Genomic DNA, 20,062 nt, shown 5'->3' on the forward strand with positions numbered 1-20,062 from the left:
GATAAGCAGATAATGGCATGTGCGGTTATGCGCTATGGTGTATTTAAATACATTGAGGTTGATTGCTGTTTGTCCAGCAGGCATAGTGCGCTTGGAAATTCTAATGTAGATCACTTTAAAACGAAAAGTTCTACTTAGCAGCGTCTCTACAGTTGCAGATATGCATCAGGTTGTTAATGCACCGCTTTGCGTTAAATATATTTAAACGGAGTATATGAATGTTACGAATTGGTATCGATCTTGGTGGCACAAAAATCGAGGTAGTCGCATTAGATAGCGATGGTAACGAAGTCTTTCGTAAACGCATCCCGACACCGAGAGAATATGTTGCGACAGTCAATGCTTTGGTTGCATTGGTAACTGAAGTCGAAGACAGCCTGCAGCAAACCGCCACTATCGGAATAGGTATTCCTGGGGTTGTTTCTCCTTTTACTGGCTTAGTAAAAAACGCTAATTCAACTTGGATCAATGGTCATCCACTTGATGTGGATCTGGGGACTCGATTAAATCGTAAAGTAAAAATTGCTAATGATGCGAATTGTTTTGCCGTATCAGAAGCGGTAGATGGCGCTGCCGCAGGAAAGTCTGTTGTATTTGGTGCCATTATTGGAACGGGATGTGGTGCTGGTATCGCAATTAAAGGCCAAGTACATGACGGTGGCAATGGTATTGGTGGTGAGTGGGGCCATAATCCTTTACCGTGGATGAAAGCCGATGAATTTAATACCACGACGTGTTTTTGTGGTAATAGAGACTGTATCGAAACGTTTATATCTGGAACAGGCTTTGTTCGCGACTTTCGCGCTGCGGGCGGTGTTGCTGACAGCGGTATTGAAATTGCCCAAATGATGCAAGCGGGAGATCCGCTGGCAACTCAAGCATTTAACCGCTTTATTGACCGTTTAGCCCGTTCATTGGCTCATGTCATCAATATGATGGATCCTGATGTTATCGTCCTTGGCGGCGGCGTGTCTAACATCGATGCTATTTATACCGAATTACCAAAAATTTTGCCGCTCTATGTGGTTGGCCGAGAGTGCCACACACCCGTTGTTAAAAATTATTATGGTGCTTCATCTGGGGTGCGTGGCGCCGCTTGGTTGTGGGGACGCTAATCCTAGACTCAATCAAGAATAGTGTTTGATATTAAAGGCTGAATTCATTTATTTGAATTTGGCCTTTTTTTGATTTAGTCATTCAAAAGTTTTACATTCCATTGACAACTCTTTATCTTAAGTACTGGTAATTCTTACCCTAAGTGCTATTTTTAATGCTGTATAGAAAGTATAAAAATAAAGTAGATCAAAATAATTACGCTATTGTCGTTCTCTTGGGAGTTTACTAGATGAAGCATTTGTCCATCAGTACTAAGTTGTTGTGGATTACATCAGCATTATTTTTATCGATAGTGGCTATTTTATCTATCAGTTTATGGTGGACACTGTCGGCTCAAAACGCGCAATTATCGGATCAAGTTCAAAATACCCTACAAACTGAAACGCGGGATAAACTCGAAGCCCGCGCCGGTGAATATGGCGAAATGGTCGCTGGATTTATTAACGAAGCCTATCGTATTCCTTACTCTTTTGCCGGTATGGTGGAGAGTACGGCAGAAGAACTTCCCTTAAAGCGTGATCGTTTAGAACTCACTGTGGCGGCTGTGCTTAAGAAGAATGCGCAAGTTTCCTCCATGTATGCCCAGTTTGAACCTAATGGTTATGATGGGCTCGATACTGAGTTTCTGAATATTAATTCCAGCCACAGTGTAACGACATCAGGTGCCCTAGAGGTTTACTATACCCGTGATGACAATGGCACTGTTGCACATCAACAGGTTGAAGATTCGTCAGAAAAATACCTTACTAGCCTAAATGAATTTGGGATCCGTGATGCAGAATGGTATTTATGCGGTAAAGAAACCTTAAAGCCCTGTCTAATGGAGCCGTATTTATACGAAATCACTCCCGGTAACAAAGCATTAATGACCTCGCTAACTGTTCCTGTGCTTAAGCGTAAACAGTTTATCGGTGTGGTCGGTGTTGATTTAAACTTACCCGTCTTTCAAACCCTTATCGATAAGTTATCTAAGAGCCTCTACGATGGGCAAGCGAAAGTAACTTTATTGAGTACCCGCGGTTTAGTGGTTGCAGCAAGTCATTACAGTAAAAAGGCTCGTCCTTTAGCTGAGTCAATCAATCCAGCTATTGCCTCACAAATTATCTCGTTACACAAGAACTCGGGTTACATGGTTAATGATGATGAAATTATTGTTGCCTACCCAATTAAGATCCCTTTAGCGAATGCCGAGTGGTCCTTAGTGATCCAAGTGCCGACTGCGCAGGCGTACAAGAGTTCGATTGTGTTGAATAATGATATGGATGAAATGGCAACTTCCTTGGGAAGTTTGTTGCTCATGGTCGGTGTTGTCGTGTCGATTGCTGCTGTGATTACGATTAGCCTAGTGATCCGTAGCATTATTTCACCCTTAAAGATGATCCAAGGGCGTGTAGAACACTTGGCAAGCGCTGATGGCGATTTAACGCAATCGATAGAAGTGGACTCCCATGCAGAGTTGATTGCGTTAGCAAAAGGTTTCAACTCCTTTATTTATAAACTGAAAAACCTGATTGCCGAGCTTAAAACCCTCGCGAGTCGTTCTCAGGAAGAAAGCCAAGCTTCAGCGAAAATTGCCCAGCTCACGCGTGATAGTGTCAATCGTCAATATGGTGAAATTGAGAGTGTGGTAACGGCCGTAAACCAAATGAGTGCCACCGCACTTGAGGTTGCTAAGGCGTCTGAGCAAACCGCTGCAGAAACAGAAGCTATGTCACGCAACATTCGTCACAGTGAAGAAAGTCTGACTAAGGCGATGGGCTTTGTGGCGACTATGTCTAAAGAGTCAATGGAAGCTAAGCTGGCCGTGAGTAAAGTCGCAGACAGCAGTATGAATATTAGTCGTATTCTTGAGGTGATCAGCTCCATTGCCGCACAAACAAACCTGCTGGCACTAAATGCGGCGATTGAGGCGGCGAGAGCGGGTGAACAAGGACGGGGTTTTGCCGTGGTGGCTGACGAAGTCCGTGCGCTGGCATCTAAGACTCAAAGCTCGACGAATGATATTAGTACTCTTATCGATGCACTGCAAAAAGAAGTTCAAAGTGCTTCTGGCATCATAGATAAAGGCGCTGAACGGGCACAAATGGCCGTATCTCAAACTGAGCAAGCGCTGAACTCATTGAACTCTATGGTGAGTCAGATTGAAGAAATTTCGGGCCAAGTGACCCATATCGCGGCAGCAGCAGAAGAGCAGAGCGCGGTGACTGAAGAGGTTAATCGCAATATTACAGGCATTTCTGATTCGGCTTCTGAACTTGCACGTCTTGCGGGTGAAGCACAGCAAAGCAGTGTAGTTTTAGCAAACTTAGTGAAGCAGCAACATGAGCAGTTAGGCAAGTTAAAAACCTAGCACCAGAGGTTTGTTGAATTAGTTCATTGATTTTAAATAGGCTCTTTGATTGTGTTGCTGCTTAACACTTATCAAAGAGCCTATTTTTATGGATATTTAAATAGCATCGAATAGGCTAAAAATTTAAAACACTTCAGCGAGGGGAATGTGTAAATACACGGATATTGTGTGATAACTAGCGGAGATCAGTTTTTAGATACAAAAAAGCCCATTGAATCAATGGGCTTTTTCGTTGAATCGGGTGGTGGCCCCTCACGGACTTGAACCGTGGACCTAACGATTATGAGTCGTGTGCTCTAACCAACTGAGCTAAGGGGCCGACTTAAGGTAATCGTCATTACCTGAAGCGGGAGGAAGTATACTAAGCTTACTTACGCTTGTCACCCGTGTTTTGGCTGGAAATTCACGCAACTGATTCAATTGGTTATCTGTTAATCAACTTAAATGCCCTCGTCGCCTAAATTTAAGGCTTCGATGCTGTGCTTGTGCATAAATTGAGGTGATAAAGACAATAAAAAGCCCTGCATGGGCAGGGCTTCAAATCTTACTTAGATTACTTTAGGCTTTTAACAGCCTATTCATCTAGGAACGATTTTAAGATTTCTGAGCGTGAAGGGTGACGCAGTTTGCGCAGTGCCTTAGCTTCAATCTGACGAATACGTTCACGGGTCACGTCGAACTGTTTACCCACTTCTTCAAGAGTGTGGTCAGTGTTCATATCGATACCAAAACGCATACGCAGCACTTTCGCTTCACGGGCGGTTAAACCTGCTAACACTTCGTGGGTGGCGTTTTTCAAGCTTTCGCTGGTCGCTGAATCCAGTGGTAATTCGAGGGTAGTATCCTCGATAAAATCACCTAAATGCGAATCTTCATCGTCACCGATTGGGGTTTCCATGGAGATAGGTTCTTTAGCGATTTTCAGTACCTTACGGATCTTATCTTCCGGCATCATCATACGCTCAGCCAGTTCTTCAGGTGAAGGCTCGCGGCCCATTTCCTGTAGCATTTGGCGAGAGATACGGTTCAGCTTGTTGATGGTTTCGATCATGTGTACTGGAATTCGAATAGTACGAGCTTGGTCGGCGATAGAACGGGTAATCGCCTGACGGATCCACCAAGTTGCATAGGTCGAAAATTTGTAACCACGACGGTATTCGAATTTATCCACGGCTTTCATTAAGCCAATGTTACCTTCTTGGATTAAGTCCAAGAATTGCAGACCACGGTTGGTGTATTTCTTCGCGATAGAAATTACCAGACGTAAGTTCGCTTCAACCATTTCTTTCTTCGCACGGCGTGCTTTGGCTTCACCGATTGACATACGACGGTTGATGTCTTTTATGGCAGAAATCGCTAAGCCAGTTTCTTCTTCTACTGCAGCAAGTTTGCTGCGACAACGAATGACGTCATCTTCAACCATTCTTAGGCCTTCGGCATAAGGTTTCGTTGAGGCTTTCTCAGTGTTGAACCAATCGAGGTTGGTTTCGTTGCCAGTGAAGAATTTGACGAAGTTTTTCTTCGGCATTTTGGCTTGTTCAACGCACAGTTTTAATACTAAACGTTCTTGAACACGTACGCGGTCCATCATAGTGCGCATGCTTTTGACTAAACGGTCAAACTGCTTAGGCACTAAGCGGAATTCTTTGAAAATTTCGCCGATTTCGAAGAGGGCTTTTACCGATTCAGGGTGTTCACGGCCCTTAGCTTCGATAATTTTCAGTGCGCTTTCGTAAGCGGCTCTGAGTTGACCGAATCTTTCTCGAGCTTCTTCAGGATCAGGCCCTTTGTTGCCTTCTTCTTCATCTTCGCTGTCATCGTCATCCTCTTCGTCATCTTCATCGTCCAGCTCTTCTTCAGATAATTCTGAGCCGATGTGAGTGGCGGTCGGGGCGACGTCATCTTCGTCCGGGTTTACAAATCCAGAGATAATATCAGATAAGCGCAGTTCGTCGGCTTCAAATTGGTCGAATTGCTCAAGGATCATAGCGATCGCTTGTGGGTATTCGGCGACTGAACTTTGAACTGTGTTGATGCCTTCTTCGATGCGTTTGGCGATAACAATTTCGCCTTCTCGGGTCAGAAGCTCAACGGTACCCATTTCACGCATGTACATGCGTACGGGATCGGTTGTGCGGCCAAGTTCGCTTTCTACTGTTGCCAGTGCTGCGGCGGCTTCTTCTGCTGCATCTTCGTCTGTGTTGTCTTCCGACATCATCATGTCATCGGCATCGGGGGCTTCTTCGAACACCCGGATACCCATGTCATTTATCATCTGGATAATATCTTCGATCTGGTCAGAATCGACCATGTCTGCAGGTAAGTGATCGTTCACTTCTGCATAGGTTAAGTAACCTTGCTCTTTACCTTTGGCAAGCAACAGCTTAAGTTGCGACTGCGGAGTATGATCCATAGATATCATCCAAGTTGGGAAACTGTTACAACGACGGACACTTAGCATAAGCCAAGTGCCGCGCAAATCGTCAATTATAGCCGTGTGCACATATCTGTGCTAGTCACTGGGGTAGCGAATGAGGACATTTTTGCCTCAGTTTAACCCTTTCATGACTGAGATCAGCTTCGAGAGCTGCATCTTCTCTTCTTTTGTATGAGTCTGTTTTAGACTCAATTCCTGATATCGTTGTTCAATATATTGATTGTTCAACCAAACCAGGGTTTGTTTAAACTTTTCGAGCAAGTTTTCATCCGCCACTTGATGGTCCCATTGGGCCAATTTATGGAGAGTGCCGCTGTAAGGGTGCTCTCGGAATTGTTCAAGTAGTTGTGCGCTGTTTAACGTTTGCTCTCGAGTCATCTCCAATAACAGTGGCAGCAATTCTATGCCTGGCATCTGCAAGTGGGCGAGTGCGGGTTGTGGGGGTAAACCCATACCCAGTTTAGGATGTTGTACTAGCAGTGCGATGGCGAGTCGCAATGGTGTACCGCGTCCTTTTAATCCTTTACTTGCCATTGGTTTAGCTTGTTTCACGCTAAAGCCTAGCTTCTTTTTCATATCTTCTGAGCTGTTCATTCCTAACTTGTGAGCTAAGTTCTCAAGCAGTAAATTTTGCAGCACAGTGTCTTGAATTTTTTCAATTAAGATAAAAGCTTGTTTCGCTAAGTTGCCTTTATCTGTACCGTATTTTGTCGCTAACGTGTCAAATAGAAACTCGGGTAGTGCAATGGCAGAGTCCATTAAGGTTTCAAATGCATCTTTACCAATTTTACGTACCATAGAATCAGGATCTTCGGCCTGAGGCAGGAACATAAATCGCACTTGATCGCCAGGCTTTAATAATGGCAATGCTGTTTCTAAGGCGCGCCATGCCGCTTCAGTACCCGCTCTGTCACCGTCGTAACAGCAAATCACTTCTTTAGCGCTGCGCAGCAAAAGCTGAAATTGCTCTGCTGTGGTCGAGGTGCCTAATGATGCGACAGCATAATCGACGCCAAATTGCGCCAATGCCACCACATCCATATAGCCTTCAACGATCAGTACTTTGTCTGGATCGCGATAGCGCTGCTTTAGTTCATAGAGACCATAAAGCTCATTGCCCTTATGAAATATGGGCGTTTCTGGAGAATTCAAGTATTTGGGTGTGCCATCACCTAAAACTCTGCCACCAAAACCAATGACTCGTCCGCGCCTGTCGCGGATAGGAAACATGAGGCGGTCACGAAATCTGTCGTAACGTTTCCCACTGTCGTTGCTAATTAACATCCCCGCAGTCAGTAACTTATCCTGCGCATCTTGATTCTGACGATAGCGGCCCAATAAGCCATCCCAACCGTCTGGCGCAAAGCCAATACCAAAATGTTCTACTACATCATCGGATAAACCGCGATAGGCAAGATAATCGATAACTTTTTGTTTATCTTGGTGTTGTCTAAGTTGGTTTTGAAAGTAAAGGCTCGCTTCTTCCATGAGTTGATATAAGTCACGGCTTAAACCGTCATCATGTCGCTTGCCTGTGCCTTGTTCTCTGGGAACCTCTAATCCAAGCTGGCCCGCCAAATCTTCAATGGCATCAATAAAATCGAGTCGGTCATACTCCATCACAAAATCGATGGCGTTGCCGTGAGCACCGCAGCCAAAGCAATGATAGAACTGTTTATCACGGCTGACGGTAAACGAAGGTGATTTTTCGCTATGAAAAGGACAACAGGCCGAGTAGTTCTTACCCGCCTTTTTCAAGGGCACCTTACGATCGATAAGTTCGACTATGTCAGTGCGAGCGATTAGCTCATTGATAAAATCACGAGGTATTGCCATTGAGTGCTTAAAATCCCGCCTTGCGCGAATTTAAACAAACAAGCCGCGCATAGGCACGGCTTGTTCATACAGTGAAACGCTAATTATTGCAATTTAGCACGGATCATAGCGCCGATAGCGCCCATGTCTGCACGTCCTTGCACTTTAGATTTCAATGCTCCCATTACTTTGCCCATATCCGCCATGGCGGATGCACCTACTTCTACAATAGTTGCATCGATGAGCGCCGCGATTTCCGCCTCTGTAAGAGGGGTAGGCAGGAAAGCTTCAATAACTTGAATCTCTGCTGCTTCCACGTCGGCCAACTCGTTACGACCCGCTGCTTCAAATTGAGCAATCGAGTCACGACGTTGTTTCACCATTTTGGTTAAGACCGCTATAACCTGTTCATCAGTCAGAGATTCGCGGGTATCCACTTCAATCTGTTTGATGGCGGCTAATGCCATACGAATAGTGCTCAAGCGCGCCTTCTCTTTGGCGATCATGGCCTGTTTCATATGGTCTTTTAGCTGATCAATTAGGCTCATATGAGATTAATATAAACGTACGCGACGTGCGTTTTCGCGAGAAAGCTTCTTAGCTAAACGTTTAACTGCAGCTGCTTTTGCGCGCTTACGTGCAGTAGTTGGCTTCTCGTAGAATTCACGAGCACGCACGTCGGCTAAAATACCAGCTTTTTCACAAGAGCGCTTGAAACGACGCAGAGCTACGTCGAATGGTTCGTTTTCACGTACTTTAATAATTGGCATACGCCATCACCCCTTAGGTGTAGGTTGTTCTGGTTCAATTGCTCGAACCAAGTCTATTTAAAATGGTGCGGAATTTTATACCGAGACACCTAGGCTTGTAAAGCCCTAAAACTGAGCTCAGTCCTATAGTGGACTCAATATGGCCTGCGCGACTGGAGTAATCGAGCGCTTGCAGGTAGAATTGGCGCCCTTTAGTTAGCAATTGATGAGACACCATGCGGGTTTTAGGTATTGAAACATCCTGTGACGAGACAGGTATCGCCGTCTATGACGATGAACTGGGCTTATTATCTCATACTTTATACAGTCAGGTTAAGCTGCATGCTGACTATGGTGGTGTGGTGCCTGAGTTGGCGTCACGTGACCATGTGCGCAAAATTGTGCCGCTTATTCGTCAAGCGCTGAAAGATGCAAATACTGAAATTGCTGATCTCGACGGGATTGCCTATACCAAGGGCCCTGGTTTGATTGGTGCTTTGCTTGTCGGCGCTTGTGTTGGGCGGTCACTGGCGTTTGCTTGGGACAAGCCTGCAATCGGTGTGCACCATATGGAAGGGCACCTGCTGGCGCCTATGCTTGAAGATGATGCGCCTGAGTTCCCCTTTGTGGCCTTATTAGTCTCTGGTGGCCATTCTATGTTGGTTAAAGTCGACGGGATTGGCCGCTATGAAGTATTAGGCGAGTCTGTTGATGATGCTGCGGGTGAAGCGTTTGATAAAACAGCGAAGTTAATGGGGCTGGATTATCCCGGCGGTCCGCGTTTAGCAAAGCTTGCTGCTAAAGGTTTACCTGCAGGGTATAAGTTTCCGCGGCCTATGACCGATAGACCTGGACTCGATTTTAGCTTTTCGGGTCTAAAAACCTTTACCGCTAATACCATTGCTGCCGAACCTGACGATGAACAGACTCGTGCCAATATTGCGCGTGCTTTTGAAGAAGCTGTGGTTGATACGCTAGCGATTAAATGTCGCCGTGCACTGAAGCAAACAGGCTATAACCGCTTAGTGATCGCCGGTGGCGTGAGTGCGAATACGCGCTTAAGAGAAACCTTGGCCGAAATGATGAGCTCGCTTGGTGGACAAGTGTTTTATCCCCGTGGTGAGTTTTGTACCGATAACGGCGCTATGATTGCCTTTGCAGGATTGCAGCGTTTAAAAGCGGGGCAGCACGAAGATTTGGCGGTAAAAGGTCAGCCAAGATGGCCGTTAGATACCTTGCCACCTGTGGCATAAAACGCCTTTGATGTTGATAGGTTATGTTGAGACAAAAAAACTGCGCTTATAGCGCAGTTTTTTATTAGGATAATGTTGTCACATTAAGATTTTTTAGGTGTTTTTTTACGTGAAACTTTGGACTCTTCACCTTTAAGTAGCCGTTGGATATTGTCTTTATGACGAATAATGATAAGCGTCGATAGCATGGCAACGGGAATGGTAAATCTGTCGTCTAACCACCAAGTATAAAGTGGTGCAAGCAATGCCGTCAGAATGGCTGCAAGGGACGAGTAGCGGCTAATTAAGAGTAGAACAATCCAAGATGCCATTAAGCAAATGGCTAAATCATCGCCAATGGGAGCCATAGCACCAAAAGCTGTTGCGACACCTTTCCCCCCCTTAAATCCAAAAAATACGGGATAAATATGCCCAAGGCAGGCGGCGATAGCGATAAGTCCGAGTGAGACTGCATCTATGCCCATCAGATAGGCTAAATAAGATGGCAGGGCGCCTTTGAGCATGTCGAAAAACAACACCATGGCAGCCGAACTCGCGCCGCCAATTCGCAGTACATTGGTGGCTCCCGGATTACCTGAACCCTGTAATCTTGGATCGGGTAAACCCCTCATTCTACAAACCAGCACAGCACTCGAGATTGAACCTGCCAAATAGGCGGCCAAAATCATCAAAAGTGTCAGTGTTAATGGACTCACATTGGTTTCCTTACGCGTCTTAAGGTATTATCGCGCAACAATTTAAAAAGCTGACTCAGTTGTCAATCCCGCTATAGGTTTGTGGAATAACTCACCCATTTGAGGTTGAGATATTTTCTGAATGAGCAAATCCTTTTAGGGCGTTATCCTACTGTGGATTGGCTCGAGTAGAAAGCAAATTAGTTATCTGTCAGAAGATTGCGGATTATACAGCTAGGATCGCTTTTAGCTTATCAGACCTCATAGTAGTAAGTTAGTTGGAGAAAGCATGGATAAAGTACTTATACGGCAATTACGCGTTGATACTGTGATTGGTGTCTATGAGTGGGAAAAGACAATCCATCAGAGCCTGTTGCTAGATTTAGATATGGCGTGGGATAACAAACCTGCCGCCGCGACAGACGATTATCAATATGCGCTTTGCTATGAGACAGTTTCCAATCGATTAACAGAACTTATTACTGAGCATCCAATCGAGTTAATCGAAACGGTTGCCGAGCGTGTAGCGGATTGCTTACTTCAAGAATTTAACGTGACTTGGGTGAAAGTTGTCGTGATGAAGCCGGGGGCAGTAGCCACTGCCGCATCGGTTGGCGTTGAGATAGAGCGCTCACGTTAGATAAGAGTTTGATCAACTCGACTGTTGATTAAGAAATCATGTTTATCTTCAGATAAATCGGACATTGCATGGCACGTATTTATATCAGTCTAGGTAGCAATATCGAGCCTGAACAGCATCTGCAAGCAGGATTAACATCGCTGCGAGCGTGTTTTGGGCCGCTGCGCCTCTCATCCATGTATGAAAGTGAAGCGGTAGGTTTTAGTGGCACTAACTTTTTGAATATGGTTGCTAGTGCTGAAACTGACCTTAATATTGCTGCGGTAGTTGCGCAGTTTAAGCAAATCGAGCAGAATCACGGCCGGCTTGTCGGGGCGAAGAAATTTAGCCCAAGAACTTTAGATTTAGACCTGCTGCTTTATGACCATGTGGTATGTGAAACGCCTGTTGTGCTGCCCCGTGCAGAGATAGTTAATAATGCCTTTGTGTTATGGCCATTAGCCGAGTTAGCGCCGGAATTGATTCATCCGTTGGTTGATAAAAGCTATGCCAGTTTGTGGCAAGAGTATGATAAAGAGTCACAGCGACTTTGGCCTGTGATGTTTGAATGGCCCCAAGGGCTGACGTTTTAATTTATTGATAGGATTGTCATGGATACGTTTCAGGTCATTATTTTAGCGCTTATTCAAGGGCTAACTGAGTTTTTACCTATTTCTAGTTCTGCCCACTTAATTCTGCCTGCTCAGCTTTTAGGCTGGGAAGATCAAGGTTTGTCATTCGACGTGGCGGTGAATACTGGGTCGTTATTTGCTGTAGTGATTTATTTTAGACACGAGTTATGGGCTATGTTTAATGCTTGGGTTGCAAGCATTTTTAAAGGTCAGCAATCCGAAGACAGCAAGCTGGCATGGTGGATTATTCTGGCGACGTTACCCGCTGTATTTTTTGGTTTTATGGCTAAGGATTTTATTGCAACTCACCTACGTAATACAGAGGTTATCGCGGTCACGACAGTCGTTTTTGGTTTATTGCTGTGGTGGGCTGATAAGATGTCGCGCCGCGATTTAACAATCTATCAGACTGGATGGCGCAAAGCCTTGTTAATTGGTTTCGCCCAGGCGCTTGCTTTAATCCCTGGAACTTCACGTTCTGGTGCCACTATGACCGCGGCGCTAATGCTAGGTTTGAGTCGAGATGCTGCGGCTCGCTTTTCATTCTTAATGTCAGTGCCTGTGAGCTTAGGCGCGGCAATTTTAGTGGGTAAAGATTTGGCGGAAAGCGAGCTGCCAATTGATTATCAAGCATTGATCTTAGGCACTTTAATTTCCTTTGTTGCAGCTTATGCATGTATTCATTATTTCTTGAAAATCATCAGCCGCATGGGAATGACCCCGTTTGTTATTTACCGTTTGGCACTGGGTGCTGTGCTGTGTGGATTTATTTTTTTGTAGTCATTCCAGCTTAGTCATCATAGTGAAATTATGAATAATAGAATCGGGTCAAGTACCCGATTTTTGTTTTTGGAGCTTCCTCATTTTTCTGAAGCTTAACTTATTTTTGGAGCTTTATATGGGTCTCGAATATCAGTGTCCAACCTGCGGACTTGCGTTAAAACAACACAAAGCCTCACAAGGTTTTTATTGTGCAAATAAGCATCACTTTGATCGGAATGAGCAAGGGTATTGGGTTTTTACTAAACCACAACGCCAAAAGCCGACAGGGGATTCGCGCGAGCAAGTTAGGGCTAAGCGTTTTCTTCTCGAATCAGGCATCTTTTCGCCTTTAATCGATAAACTGGCTGAGTTAATCACGGGCTCTATCAAGCCTGACGCTTGTTTATTGGATTATGAATGCGCTGAGGGCTTCTATTTGCGTGCTTTAGCTTCCAAGTTGGCAGAGGTCGAAAATCCGCGAAACGTCCAGTACGTAGGTATAGCGGACGCAGAAAATGCTATTTTTGCTGCAGCAAAAGCGCAGACTCCTGGGATCTTGTGTTTAAGCTCTTCTAAAAAATTACCCTTCGCCGATAATTGTGTGGATTTTATTACTGTTATTGATAGGCCGTTAAAGGGAAAAGAGTCTGTCAGGGTATTGAAAGACGATGGGACCATGTTACTGGTTATGCCTGGGCCACGACATCTATGGCAACTCAGAGAATATATTTATTCCGACTTGGCTGAAAAACCTTTCCAAGTGAATTTACCTTCAGCATTATTGGTAAAAGAAACTCAGTCACTGCGCTTCACCTTATCTGTTACCGGTGAGCAGGCATTAACGTTATTGGATATGGCACCCTATGCGTGGCGTGCAACTGACAAGATGAAACACGATATTCAAGCTAATCATTTTGAGTCGCTAGAAATTGATTATGTATTAGTCTTAGCACATAAACGCGTGAGTGAATCGCTATAGGTTAAAACTTGCAGTCGATGCGGTTAATTTTAAGACAATTCATAGGCTTAGTTAGATGGTTTTTTGATGTTTTAAAAGGCTATATTACTCAAGTCTATGATTCTGTTTGACGTTTTTATGTTATTTTTATGTTGGATAGGCTGAAGGTGTTATTGTTTTTAACTTTAGGCCTATTTGTTCAGTGACAAATACAACCTTCTTATTGCCTTTGTTTCCCCATATAGCCTCGATTTTTTTATCTATAGCTGTGCTTTAAATTAATAGCTTTCATTTCCCATAAATACATTTTTTATGATAAATGAGGCTGATTGTTAGGGATGCTTAAAAACGTAAACGAGAAGTTTAGATTAATAACGCGACTTTATTTAAAAGAGGGATAGCACTCGTTTATACAGAAGTATGCCAAGGCTAACTTTTAGGGGGAGGTAGGCGAATCGCCTTTAACATGCCTTTGGAAGTTTAAAATCAATTTAGCGATTTTGTATTGCCGCATTCGCTATTCTTTGCATGGCAATCTTGAATTGCAGGTATAAAAAAAGGCTTAGATTGATGTGCTTATCGCTTTCATCTTTCTTAAGCCTTTTGTCTTAACTTACTAAATAGTAAGCTAAATTACCTTTCATTACTTCTTGTAACGAGAAGCAACGTTGTCTAAACGGTCGTTTGCGCGTTTAGCTTCTGCTTGTGCGTCCATAGATGCTGCTTTTGCATCTTTAACGTCTGCAGACAGTTTGCTTTGCTCTGATTTCAGAGAACCAACATCAGCTGACAATTGATCAACTTTGTTGCCCAGAGTTGCAACGCTTTCTTCCAGAGCAGTAGTGTTCGCGCAACCACCTAGTAGGGCAGTCATTGCTAAACCAGCAATCATCAGTACTTTTTTGTTCATTGTAAAAAATCCCTTAAAATAGGTTGGATTTGAATGTTTCGTTACTTTGTAAGCGAAACTGCCTAATTATGACATAGCTATTTTAATTTGCTACGAATATTAATGTGTTTAACCACTATAGGCATATAAATTTTTTTTAAAAGCTTTTTTTCTATGTGATATCGACATTTCTAATCGTAAAATGGGGCATTATTCACCATGCAGTGATGCACGACTTACAAATCCTTTACAAACTACTGGTTGTCCATCGGCAGTTTTGTTTGCATTTTTTGTTTAAACTGACTGACGGCTTCAACTCGATGTAAATTTAAGGCTTGTTTTATCTCTGCGCCTTGGAAACCAGTGGCTATGATGGCGGCAATATCGACATTATTGGCGACAGTGAAGCACTGAGTTAAATACTCTCCCTGAGGATATGGGATGTTTTCAAATCCTGTGCGGCCACGCATATCTGCGGTGCAAGCTAATATAAGTTGCGTTAAGCGCTCTGGTTTACGCCAAAAGTCAGCTTTATCGAATATTTTAACGATAGTTTCGGCTCTGAGCTCGAATGCCTGATGGACGTTCTGATGTTGGTCGCTGACGAGCAACGCCAGATCGCGTGCCTCATTCGGTACTCGTAAACGTGTACAGAGTGCTTTTATGAGTGGCAAGCCTTTCTGGCCGTGGCCGTGATGCTTTGGTAAATGCTCTTTTGGGCTCAGTGCTTTGCCCAAATCATGTACTAGGGCGGCAAACCGAACGCTTTTATCTCCAGTGAGCAGTGCGGCTTGAGCGAGCACCATTAAGGTATGCACGCCAGTATCTATTTCAGGATGCCATTTTTCAGGTTGAGGTATGCCAAATAAGGCGTGAATTTCAGGGAATAGGACTTCGAGTGCGCCACATTGGTGAAGTACCTCAAAAAAGACCTCTGGGTGAGGTCCGCCTAAACTTTTATCAACTTCTTGCCAAACTCGCTCCGCCGTTAAAGCGCTAAGCTCATCGCTTGCGCTAATTTGACGCATCAGTGCCAGGGTTTCTGCGGCAATTTGAAATCCTAAGGCATGAAACCTTGCGGCAAAGCGGGCGACGCGTAACACTCGCAGTGGATCTTCAACGAAAGCATCCGACACATGGCGTAACAGGCGCGCGTTAATATCCTCAATACCATTAAAAGGATCATATAAGTTGCCCTTTTCATCTTGGGCGATCGCATTGATGGTTAGATCTCGGCGCAACAAATCTTGCTCTAAAGTCACATCTGGGCTGGCGTGGCAGCTAAAACCACCATAACCCAGACCAATTTTTCGTTCGGTTCGGGCTAAAGCATATTCTTGTTGATTTTTGGGGTGTAGAAATACGGGGAAATCTTTACCCACTTGGCGGTAACCCTGTTGCAGCATTTGTTCTGGTGTTGCTCCAACGACGAGGTAATCTTTATCTTTAATGGGAAGATTGAGCAGGCTGTCACGTACAGCACCGCCGACGAGATATATTTTCACAGGCAAGATTCGGCTAATGTGTCATGAACATAGCTTATCACGCTCATTAAGATGATGGATAAAGTCGTTGCGAGATATTTGCGCACTTATCTGTCACATTGATGTTGCAGATATTTTGACAATAACATTGGGACGCTTTAACGTGGGGCGTTATTTTTAAATTAGGATGATTGGTGGTATGTACAAGGCCTTTTACGGACTCAGCGATAACCCTTTTTCAATTGCACCCAATCCCCATTATTTATTTCTGAGTGATAGGCACAGAGAGGCGTTAGCCCATTTAACCTATGGGTTAGGGGAAACGGGCGGCTTTGTGTTGTTAACAGGGGAAGTCGGTACGGGTAAAACAACAGTATCTCGTTGTTTGCTTGGGCAATTGCCCGACAATACCGATACTGCTTTTATCCTTAATCCGTCGTTAACTGAGCTTGAATTACTCGCAACGCTTTGTGATGAGCTTAAGATTTCCTACGGCGATAATCCTACACTCAAGCAATTGACTGATCACTTGAGCCGTTTTTTATTGGCGAATCACAGCAAAGGTCGTAATACCGTGCTCATTATCGATGAAGCACAGCATTTACGTCCTGAGGTGCTGGAGCAATTGCGTCTTCTGACTAATTTGGAGACGGACACTAAGAAGTTACTGCAGGTGATTTTAATCGGTCAGCCGGAATTACAGCTGTTATTGAAGCGCCAAGAATTGCGTCAGTTAGCCCAGCGGATCACGGCTCGTTATCATTTATTGCCGCTCAATGAAGATGAAATCGCCCTCTATGTGCTGCATCGTTTGCAAGTGGCAGGGCGGTTTGAGCCTTTATTCACCCGTAAAGCCGTTAACGTTTTGCAGAAATACAGTGGCGGCATTCCTCGATTAATTAACCTCTTATGTGAACGTTCACTGATGGCAGGCTATGCACAATCGCGGGTGCCCATAGATCATCATATGGTGCGGCAAGCCGCGGCTGAAGTATTAGGTGAAGAAGAACCGACTCAAAATAGATATCTGTGGCCGACAGCAACCGCTGCGGCGTTATGTGTTGCGTTTGGTGTGTCTTATTGGTTATTTACTGATAAGTCAGTCAATACGATGCCAGCGTCCAATTTGGTTTCTGAGTCTGTGCCAACTAATGTGGCGTCATTAAATGCTCAAACCTTAGGCGGGGAAGACATCGCTGATAAGTCAGTAAAACCGACTAATCAACCAAGCGGTCAGACTTCCATTCCCGATCCTAATCAACGTCTGTTAAACGAGGCGATTAATCAGAGTCGCAATATTGATACTGCTTTTGCAGGTTTGTTTAGCGTGTGGGGCAAAGTGCCCTATAAAGGCTTGACGGCTTGCCAATCGGCGGTTGAGCAAGGATTAGCTTGCTATCAACAGCAGGGTAACTGGATGTCACTGACTCGGCTTAATTATCCGGCTGTCGTGTATTTGGTTGATGACAAGCAACAAGATTTTTATGGTGCAGTGCTTGCGGTAGAGGGGGAACAATTACTGATGCAACTGGGTGAGCAGCAACTTTGGGTTGATAGAGCTTGGTTTAATCAACATTTCAGTGGCACCTTCGAAATATTATGGCAAGCACCTAATTTGCCTATGATGGATATCAGTCAAAAATCGAGTCCTGGTCAATTACAGTGGTTAGAGAATGCGTTAGCCCATGTGAATGGTCGTAGCCCCCGTCGGGTTAATCAATTTGATGTGCAATTGGAAAATGATCTTAAAACCTTCCAAAGTCAGCATGGATTAAAAGCCGATGGTATTGCAGGGAATCAAACATTAGTGAGATTAAATTTGTATTTAAGTCAGCAAGGCCCAAGGTTAACTGATGATGGGGCGCGCAGCTGATGTCCATTTTACTCGATGCCGTAACCCGCAACAAACAACAGCAACAATCACCGTTACCTGATGCTGTGATGACGCCAAGGGCGAATTATCCACAGCCTCGTAAATCGGGTGTGCCGATAGGAAAACTGTCTATATTAGTCGTTGCAGTTGCCGCTGGAATTGGTGTAGCTTGGGGATTAAGCGTTTGGGATAAAACTCGACTTCCCCAAAGTGATACTGTGGCAGTGGCTAACGTACTACCATCAACTTCATCATTACCAGCTTCGACTGGGATTAAAAATGAGCTTCAGTCTACCGCGGTAGGATCTGACTCTGAGCTCCAAGTTGAGCCCAGTGCTGCTTCAGGTGTTCGGCTTGCTGGGAAAGTGGCGCTTCCTCGGACGCAGACTTTACCCGAGCTAACGGTATCGCCACAATTTCAGGCTGAGACTGTAGTATCAAATGCGCCTCAAATGAATGCTAGCGCGAATATAACGACCAATTCTGTTGGCATGCCGGCTCAAAGTGATAGCAATTCGGGTTTTAGTGATTCAAGCTACGCAGATTATATGTCGACGTCAGCCCAAGTCGATGCGGCAAGTCAGGAAGCGGTTGTGTCAGCAGCAGAGACGCAAGCACAGCAGCCTATGATGTTAGGTGCTAATGCCAATGAGTCGGGTCTAGCGAGTCTCGAAGCCCTGCGTCAGCAAGTCAGTGCCGCGGCGGAAGATGTCGGTTTAGAGACCAATAAAAGTCGCGATGAAGATAAGTTAGTGGCTTCCTTTCAAAATGCATTAAAGGATGTGGAGTATGTTAATGCTGCAGAGACGAATGTCACTGAAGCTAAATTAGATCCTATCCCCAAAACTGCTGTGGATGAAATTCCGAAATACGGCCAATTACCTGCAGGTCTGCAATTACAAGTGCCTGAATTTAATATCGTTGCTCATGTTTATTCCAGCGACCCTGCCCAGAGATGGCTGAATGTAGACGGTGCTGAGTTACAAGAAGGGGATATGATTGCTGGTAAGCTGAAAATCATCTCTATTCGTCCAAGGGACATAGTGTTAGATATTCAAGGAACCCAGTTTAAGGTGCCCGCAATCTAATCAGGTATTACGATAAGTCATGCTAGCGGTTATTTGTGATAACAATGAATAAGTAGTTGATAAAAAAGGCGCACTAGGCGCCTTTTTTGATCTTAGCCAATCTCAACTTAATCAAACAGTCTGTTGGCTAAGAATAGGGTCAGTGCGTAACCGACGCTGTAGCAGAGGAAAAGTGCAGGAACATATTTCAAGTAACTCACAAAAGTCAGTTCTTTCACTTTACTCATGGCAACAATACCTGATGCTGAACCGATAATCAGCAGTGAACCACCTACCCCGACGCTGTAAGTCAAGCCAAGCCATTCAGGAGTACTCAGTACTGGATTGGCTTTTAACAATGCCGCCGTTAGCGGTACGTTATCAATTAAGGCTGAGCCCATACCCGTGACGAAGTTAGAGATGTTTGGATTAAACTGAGTATAAGCTTCAGTCAGCATGTCTAAGGTGCCAATTTCTTTAAGCATTCCAACGAGTAGTAAAATACCTAAGAAGAACAACAGAGTGTCGTATTCAACTTGGCGAATATACTCTAGGATCTTGATTTCTTCTTTATCGCTGCGAGTGGTATGGCCAATCAGGAACATAATTGATAGACCCGTTAAGAAGGTTAACACTGGCGGGATACCAAACAATATGTTGAGTAGCATGGTCATTAAAATGGTGCAGAAGAAGACGAGGGCAATCAATACATCAACGGTTTGATAAGTATGTTTGATTGGCGTCGTGCTCACAACACCTTCGGCTTTGAGTGAGAATAGGGTTGCCAGTAAAATCACGCTGACGGCTGAAGGGATAAACAACATCAATAGTTCAGACATATGCACATGTCCAGCTAAGAAGATCATCAGTGTCGTTACATCACCAGTGATCAGGGCTACACCGCCTGAGTTCACCGCGAAGATAATCAACACTGCCATTCTACGGCGCATTTGCTTATCGAGTTTAAAGGTGGTTAATAAACCTAAAGACACTAAAGTCGCGGTGACGTTATCACAAAATGCTGAGAGCACGAGTGCAAATAGGGCGACTTGGATCATTAACATACGCACTGATACTTTCTGCGGAAAAAGCTTTTGCACCATGATTTGGATCATACCCTTAGCATTCAAATATGCTACGAAGGTCATGGTCGACATCAGAAAGAGCCAAAGTGTGGCAATCTCGAGCAAATTTTCATTGAGCTGATGGGCAACGATTTTCTCATTAGCCGGTTCCCCTGCAGCCATAAACAGCGCTACCCAAGAGATACAACCAAAGAATAAGGTGGTTTTTGCTTTATTAAGGTGGGTCACTTCTTCGAAAATAATACTGAGCAATGCGAGCACGGCCAGTAAGATGAGAAAGGTATTTAACATAACTGCAA

At 44.5% G+C, this 20,062-nt stretch carries 17 protein-coding genes and 1 tRNA gene; 9 read left to right on the top strand and 9 right to left on the bottom strand.

The genetic code is table 11. The annotated features are described in order from the left end of the window. Nucleotides 1-218: 218 nt before the first annotated feature. Together mak and KO533_RS04115 are read left to right on the top strand one after the other, a co-directional pair. On the top strand, nucleotides 219-1,115 hold the full coding sequence (gene mak / locus KO533_RS04110; RefSeq protein ID WP_028760873.1) for a fructokinase: 897 nt from the start codon (nucleotides 219-221) through the stop codon (nucleotides 1,113-1,115). 230 nt (nucleotides 1,116-1,345) lie between these two features. After that, a complete protein-coding gene (locus tag KO533_RS04115) occupies nucleotides 1,346-3,466 on the top strand; it encodes a methyl-accepting chemotaxis protein (RefSeq protein WP_105249900.1) in 2,121 nt (706 codons plus the stop codon). Nucleotides 3,467-3,708: 242 nt separating this feature from the next. Here the strand turns inward: KO533_RS04115 and KO533_RS04120 are convergent. From KO533_RS04120 to rpsU, 5 genes are all read right to left on the bottom strand, one after another. Beyond that, nucleotides 3,709-3,785, bottom strand: a tRNA-Ile gene (locus KO533_RS04120). A gap of 255 nt (nucleotides 3,786-4,040) precedes the next feature. Continuing rightward, nucleotides 4,041-5,879 carry an RNA polymerase sigma factor RpoD gene (gene rpoD, locus KO533_RS04125; RefSeq protein WP_131523063.1) on the bottom strand — a complete coding sequence of 613 codons (1,839 nt, stop codon included), beginning with the start codon at nucleotides 5,877-5,879 and terminating at the stop codon, nucleotides 4,041-4,043. A 135-nt stretch (nucleotides 5,880-6,014) separates the two neighbouring features. Then, a complete protein-coding gene (gene dnaG / locus KO533_RS04130; protein ID WP_105249891.1) occupies nucleotides 6,015-7,739 on the bottom strand; it encodes a DNA primase in 1,725 nt (574 codons plus the stop codon). A gap of 83 nt (nucleotides 7,740-7,822) precedes the next feature. Further along, nucleotides 7,823-8,266, bottom strand: coding sequence for a GatB/YqeY domain-containing protein (locus KO533_RS04135; RefSeq protein ID WP_028760869.1), 444 nt, complete (start codon nucleotides 8,264-8,266; stop codon nucleotides 7,823-7,825). 6 nt (nucleotides 8,267-8,272) lie between these two features. Beyond that, complete coding sequence (gene rpsU / locus KO533_RS04140; RefSeq protein ID WP_006080725.1) at nucleotides 8,273-8,488, bottom strand: 30S ribosomal protein S21; 216 nt, start codon at nucleotides 8,486-8,488, stop codon at nucleotides 8,273-8,275. A 215-nt stretch (nucleotides 8,489-8,703) separates the two neighbouring features. Here rpsU and tsaD point away from each other — a divergent pair, with 215 nt between their 5' ends. Then, nucleotides 8,704-9,720 (top strand): tRNA (adenosine(37)-N6)-threonylcarbamoyltransferase complex transferase subunit TsaD, encoded by a 1,017-nt coding sequence (tsaD, locus tag KO533_RS04145; protein WP_131523062.1) that lies wholly within the window; start codon nucleotides 8,704-8,706, stop codon nucleotides 9,718-9,720. A gap of 83 nt (nucleotides 9,721-9,803) precedes the next feature. Here tsaD and plsY read toward each other — a convergent pair whose 3' ends face one another. Continuing rightward, nucleotides 9,804-10,415 carry a glycerol-3-phosphate 1-O-acyltransferase PlsY gene (gene plsY / locus KO533_RS04150; RefSeq protein WP_028760867.1) on the bottom strand — a complete coding sequence of 204 codons (612 nt, stop codon included), beginning with the start codon at nucleotides 10,413-10,415 and terminating at the stop codon, nucleotides 9,804-9,806. 268 nt (nucleotides 10,416-10,683) lie between these two features. Here plsY and folB point away from each other — a divergent pair, with 268 nt between their 5' ends. The 4 genes from folB (at nucleotide 10,684) to KO533_RS04170 (ending at nucleotide 13,386) form a co-directional block, all read left to right on the top strand. Further along, nucleotides 10,684-11,034: a dihydroneopterin aldolase gene (gene folB, locus KO533_RS04155; RefSeq protein WP_105249889.1), complete on the top strand. Its 351-nt coding sequence runs from the start codon at nucleotides 10,684-10,686 to the stop codon at nucleotides 11,032-11,034. 68 nt (nucleotides 11,035-11,102) lie between these two features. Beyond that, the gene (gene folK / locus KO533_RS04160; protein ID WP_219252972.1) at nucleotides 11,103-11,606 is read left to right on the top strand and encodes a 2-amino-4-hydroxy-6-hydroxymethyldihydropteridine diphosphokinase; all 504 of its coding nucleotides are present in this window, start codon (nucleotides 11,103-11,105) and stop codon (nucleotides 11,604-11,606) included. An 18-nt stretch (nucleotides 11,607-11,624) separates the two neighbouring features. Beyond that, nucleotides 11,625-12,425 (top strand): undecaprenyl-diphosphate phosphatase, encoded by an 801-nt coding sequence (locus tag KO533_RS04165; protein ID WP_105249887.1) that lies wholly within the window; start codon nucleotides 11,625-11,627, stop codon nucleotides 12,423-12,425. Between the two features lie 118 nt (nucleotides 12,426-12,543). Beyond that, nucleotides 12,544-13,386, top strand: a complete 843-nt coding sequence (locus tag KO533_RS04170; protein WP_219252974.1) for a putative RNA methyltransferase — start codon at nucleotides 12,544-12,546, stop codon at nucleotides 13,384-13,386. A 622-nt stretch (nucleotides 13,387-14,008) separates the two neighbouring features. Here the strand turns inward: KO533_RS04170 and KO533_RS04175 are convergent. Beyond that, the gene (locus KO533_RS04175; RefSeq protein ID WP_006080732.1) at nucleotides 14,009-14,275 is read right to left on the bottom strand and encodes an Lpp/OprI family alanine-zipper lipoprotein; all 267 of its coding nucleotides are present in this window, start codon (nucleotides 14,273-14,275) and stop codon (nucleotides 14,009-14,011) included. Nucleotides 14,276-14,508: 233 nt separating this feature from the next. Next, nucleotides 14,509-15,759 (bottom strand): multifunctional CCA addition/repair protein, encoded by a 1,251-nt coding sequence (locus KO533_RS04180; protein ID WP_168823470.1) that lies wholly within the window; start codon nucleotides 15,757-15,759, stop codon nucleotides 14,509-14,511. A 178-nt stretch (nucleotides 15,760-15,937) separates the two neighbouring features. On the opposite strand from KO533_RS04180, the gene KO533_RS04185 reads away from it, so the two are divergent. Together KO533_RS04185 and KO533_RS04190 are read left to right on the top strand one after the other, a co-directional pair. Then, nucleotides 15,938-17,611, top strand: a complete 1,674-nt coding sequence (locus KO533_RS04185; protein WP_219252976.1) for an ExeA family protein — start codon at nucleotides 15,938-15,940, stop codon at nucleotides 17,609-17,611. Continuing rightward, nucleotides 17,611-18,699: a general secretion pathway protein GspB gene (locus tag KO533_RS04190; protein ID WP_219252978.1), complete on the top strand. Its 1,089-nt coding sequence runs from the start codon at nucleotides 17,611-17,613 to the stop codon at nucleotides 18,697-18,699. Before KO533_RS04185 ends, KO533_RS04190 begins: the two co-directional genes overlap by 1 nt. A 107-nt stretch (nucleotides 18,700-18,806) precedes the next feature. Here the strand turns inward: KO533_RS04190 and nhaD are convergent, their stop codons facing one another. Beyond that, complete coding sequence (nhaD, locus tag KO533_RS04195) at nucleotides 18,807-20,054, bottom strand: sodium:proton antiporter NhaD (protein ID WP_028760859.1); 1,248 nt, start codon at nucleotides 20,052-20,054, stop codon at nucleotides 18,807-18,809. Between the last annotated feature and the right edge of the window lie 8 nt (nucleotides 20,055-20,062).

This window comes from Shewanella sp. NKUCC05_KAH (assembly GCF_019345585.1).
In the GTDB taxonomy this organism is placed as follows: Bacteria; Pseudomonadota; Gammaproteobacteria; order Enterobacterales; family Shewanellaceae; genus Shewanella; species Shewanella oncorhynchi.

Bases quoted from the DNA above. Each gene is read 5' to 3' on its own strand.
- KO533_RS04190 (WP_219252978.1), top strand. From the start codon at position 17,611: ATGTCCATTTTACTCGATGCCGTAACCCGCAACAAACAACAGCAACAA.
- folB (WP_105249889.1), top strand. From the start codon at position 10,684: ATGGATAAAGTACTTATACGGCAATTACGCGTTGATACTGTGATTGGT.
- nhaD (WP_028760859.1), bottom strand. From the start codon at position 20,054: ATGTTAAATACCTTTCTCATCTTACTGGCCGTGCTCGCATTGCTCAGT.
- tsaD (WP_131523062.1), top strand. From the start codon at position 8,704: ATGCGGGTTTTAGGTATTGAAACATCCTGTGACGAGACAGGTATCGCC.
- KO533_RS04165 (WP_105249887.1), top strand. From the start codon at position 11,625: ATGGATACGTTTCAGGTCATTATTTTAGCGCTTATTCAAGGGCTAACT.
- KO533_RS04170 (WP_219252974.1), top strand. From the start codon at position 12,544: ATGGGTCTCGAATATCAGTGTCCAACCTGCGGACTTGCGTTAAAACAA.
- KO533_RS04185 (WP_219252976.1), top strand. From the start codon at position 15,938: ATGTACAAGGCCTTTTACGGACTCAGCGATAACCCTTTTTCAATTGCA.
- KO533_RS04135 (WP_028760869.1), bottom strand. From the start codon at position 8,266: ATGAGCCTAATTGATCAGCTAAAAGACCATATGAAACAGGCCATGATC.
- KO533_RS04115 (WP_105249900.1), top strand. From the start codon at position 1,346: ATGAAGCATTTGTCCATCAGTACTAAGTTGTTGTGGATTACATCAGCA.
- rpoD (WP_131523063.1), bottom strand. From the start codon at position 5,879: ATGGATCATACTCCGCAGTCGCAACTTAAGCTGTTGCTTGCCAAAGGT.
- mak (WP_028760873.1), top strand. From the start codon at position 219: ATGTTACGAATTGGTATCGATCTTGGTGGCACAAAAATCGAGGTAGTC.
- folK (WP_219252972.1), top strand. From the start codon at position 11,103: ATGGCACGTATTTATATCAGTCTAGGTAGCAATATCGAGCCTGAACAG.
- KO533_RS04175 (WP_006080732.1), bottom strand. From the start codon at position 14,275: ATGAACAAAAAAGTACTGATGATTGCTGGTTTAGCAATGACTGCCCTA.
- rpsU (WP_006080725.1), bottom strand. From the start codon at position 8,488: ATGCCAATTATTAAAGTACGTGAAAACGAACCATTCGACGTAGCTCTG.
- dnaG (WP_105249891.1), bottom strand. From the start codon at position 7,739: ATGGCAATACCTCGTGATTTTATCAATGAGCTAATCGCTCGCACTGAC.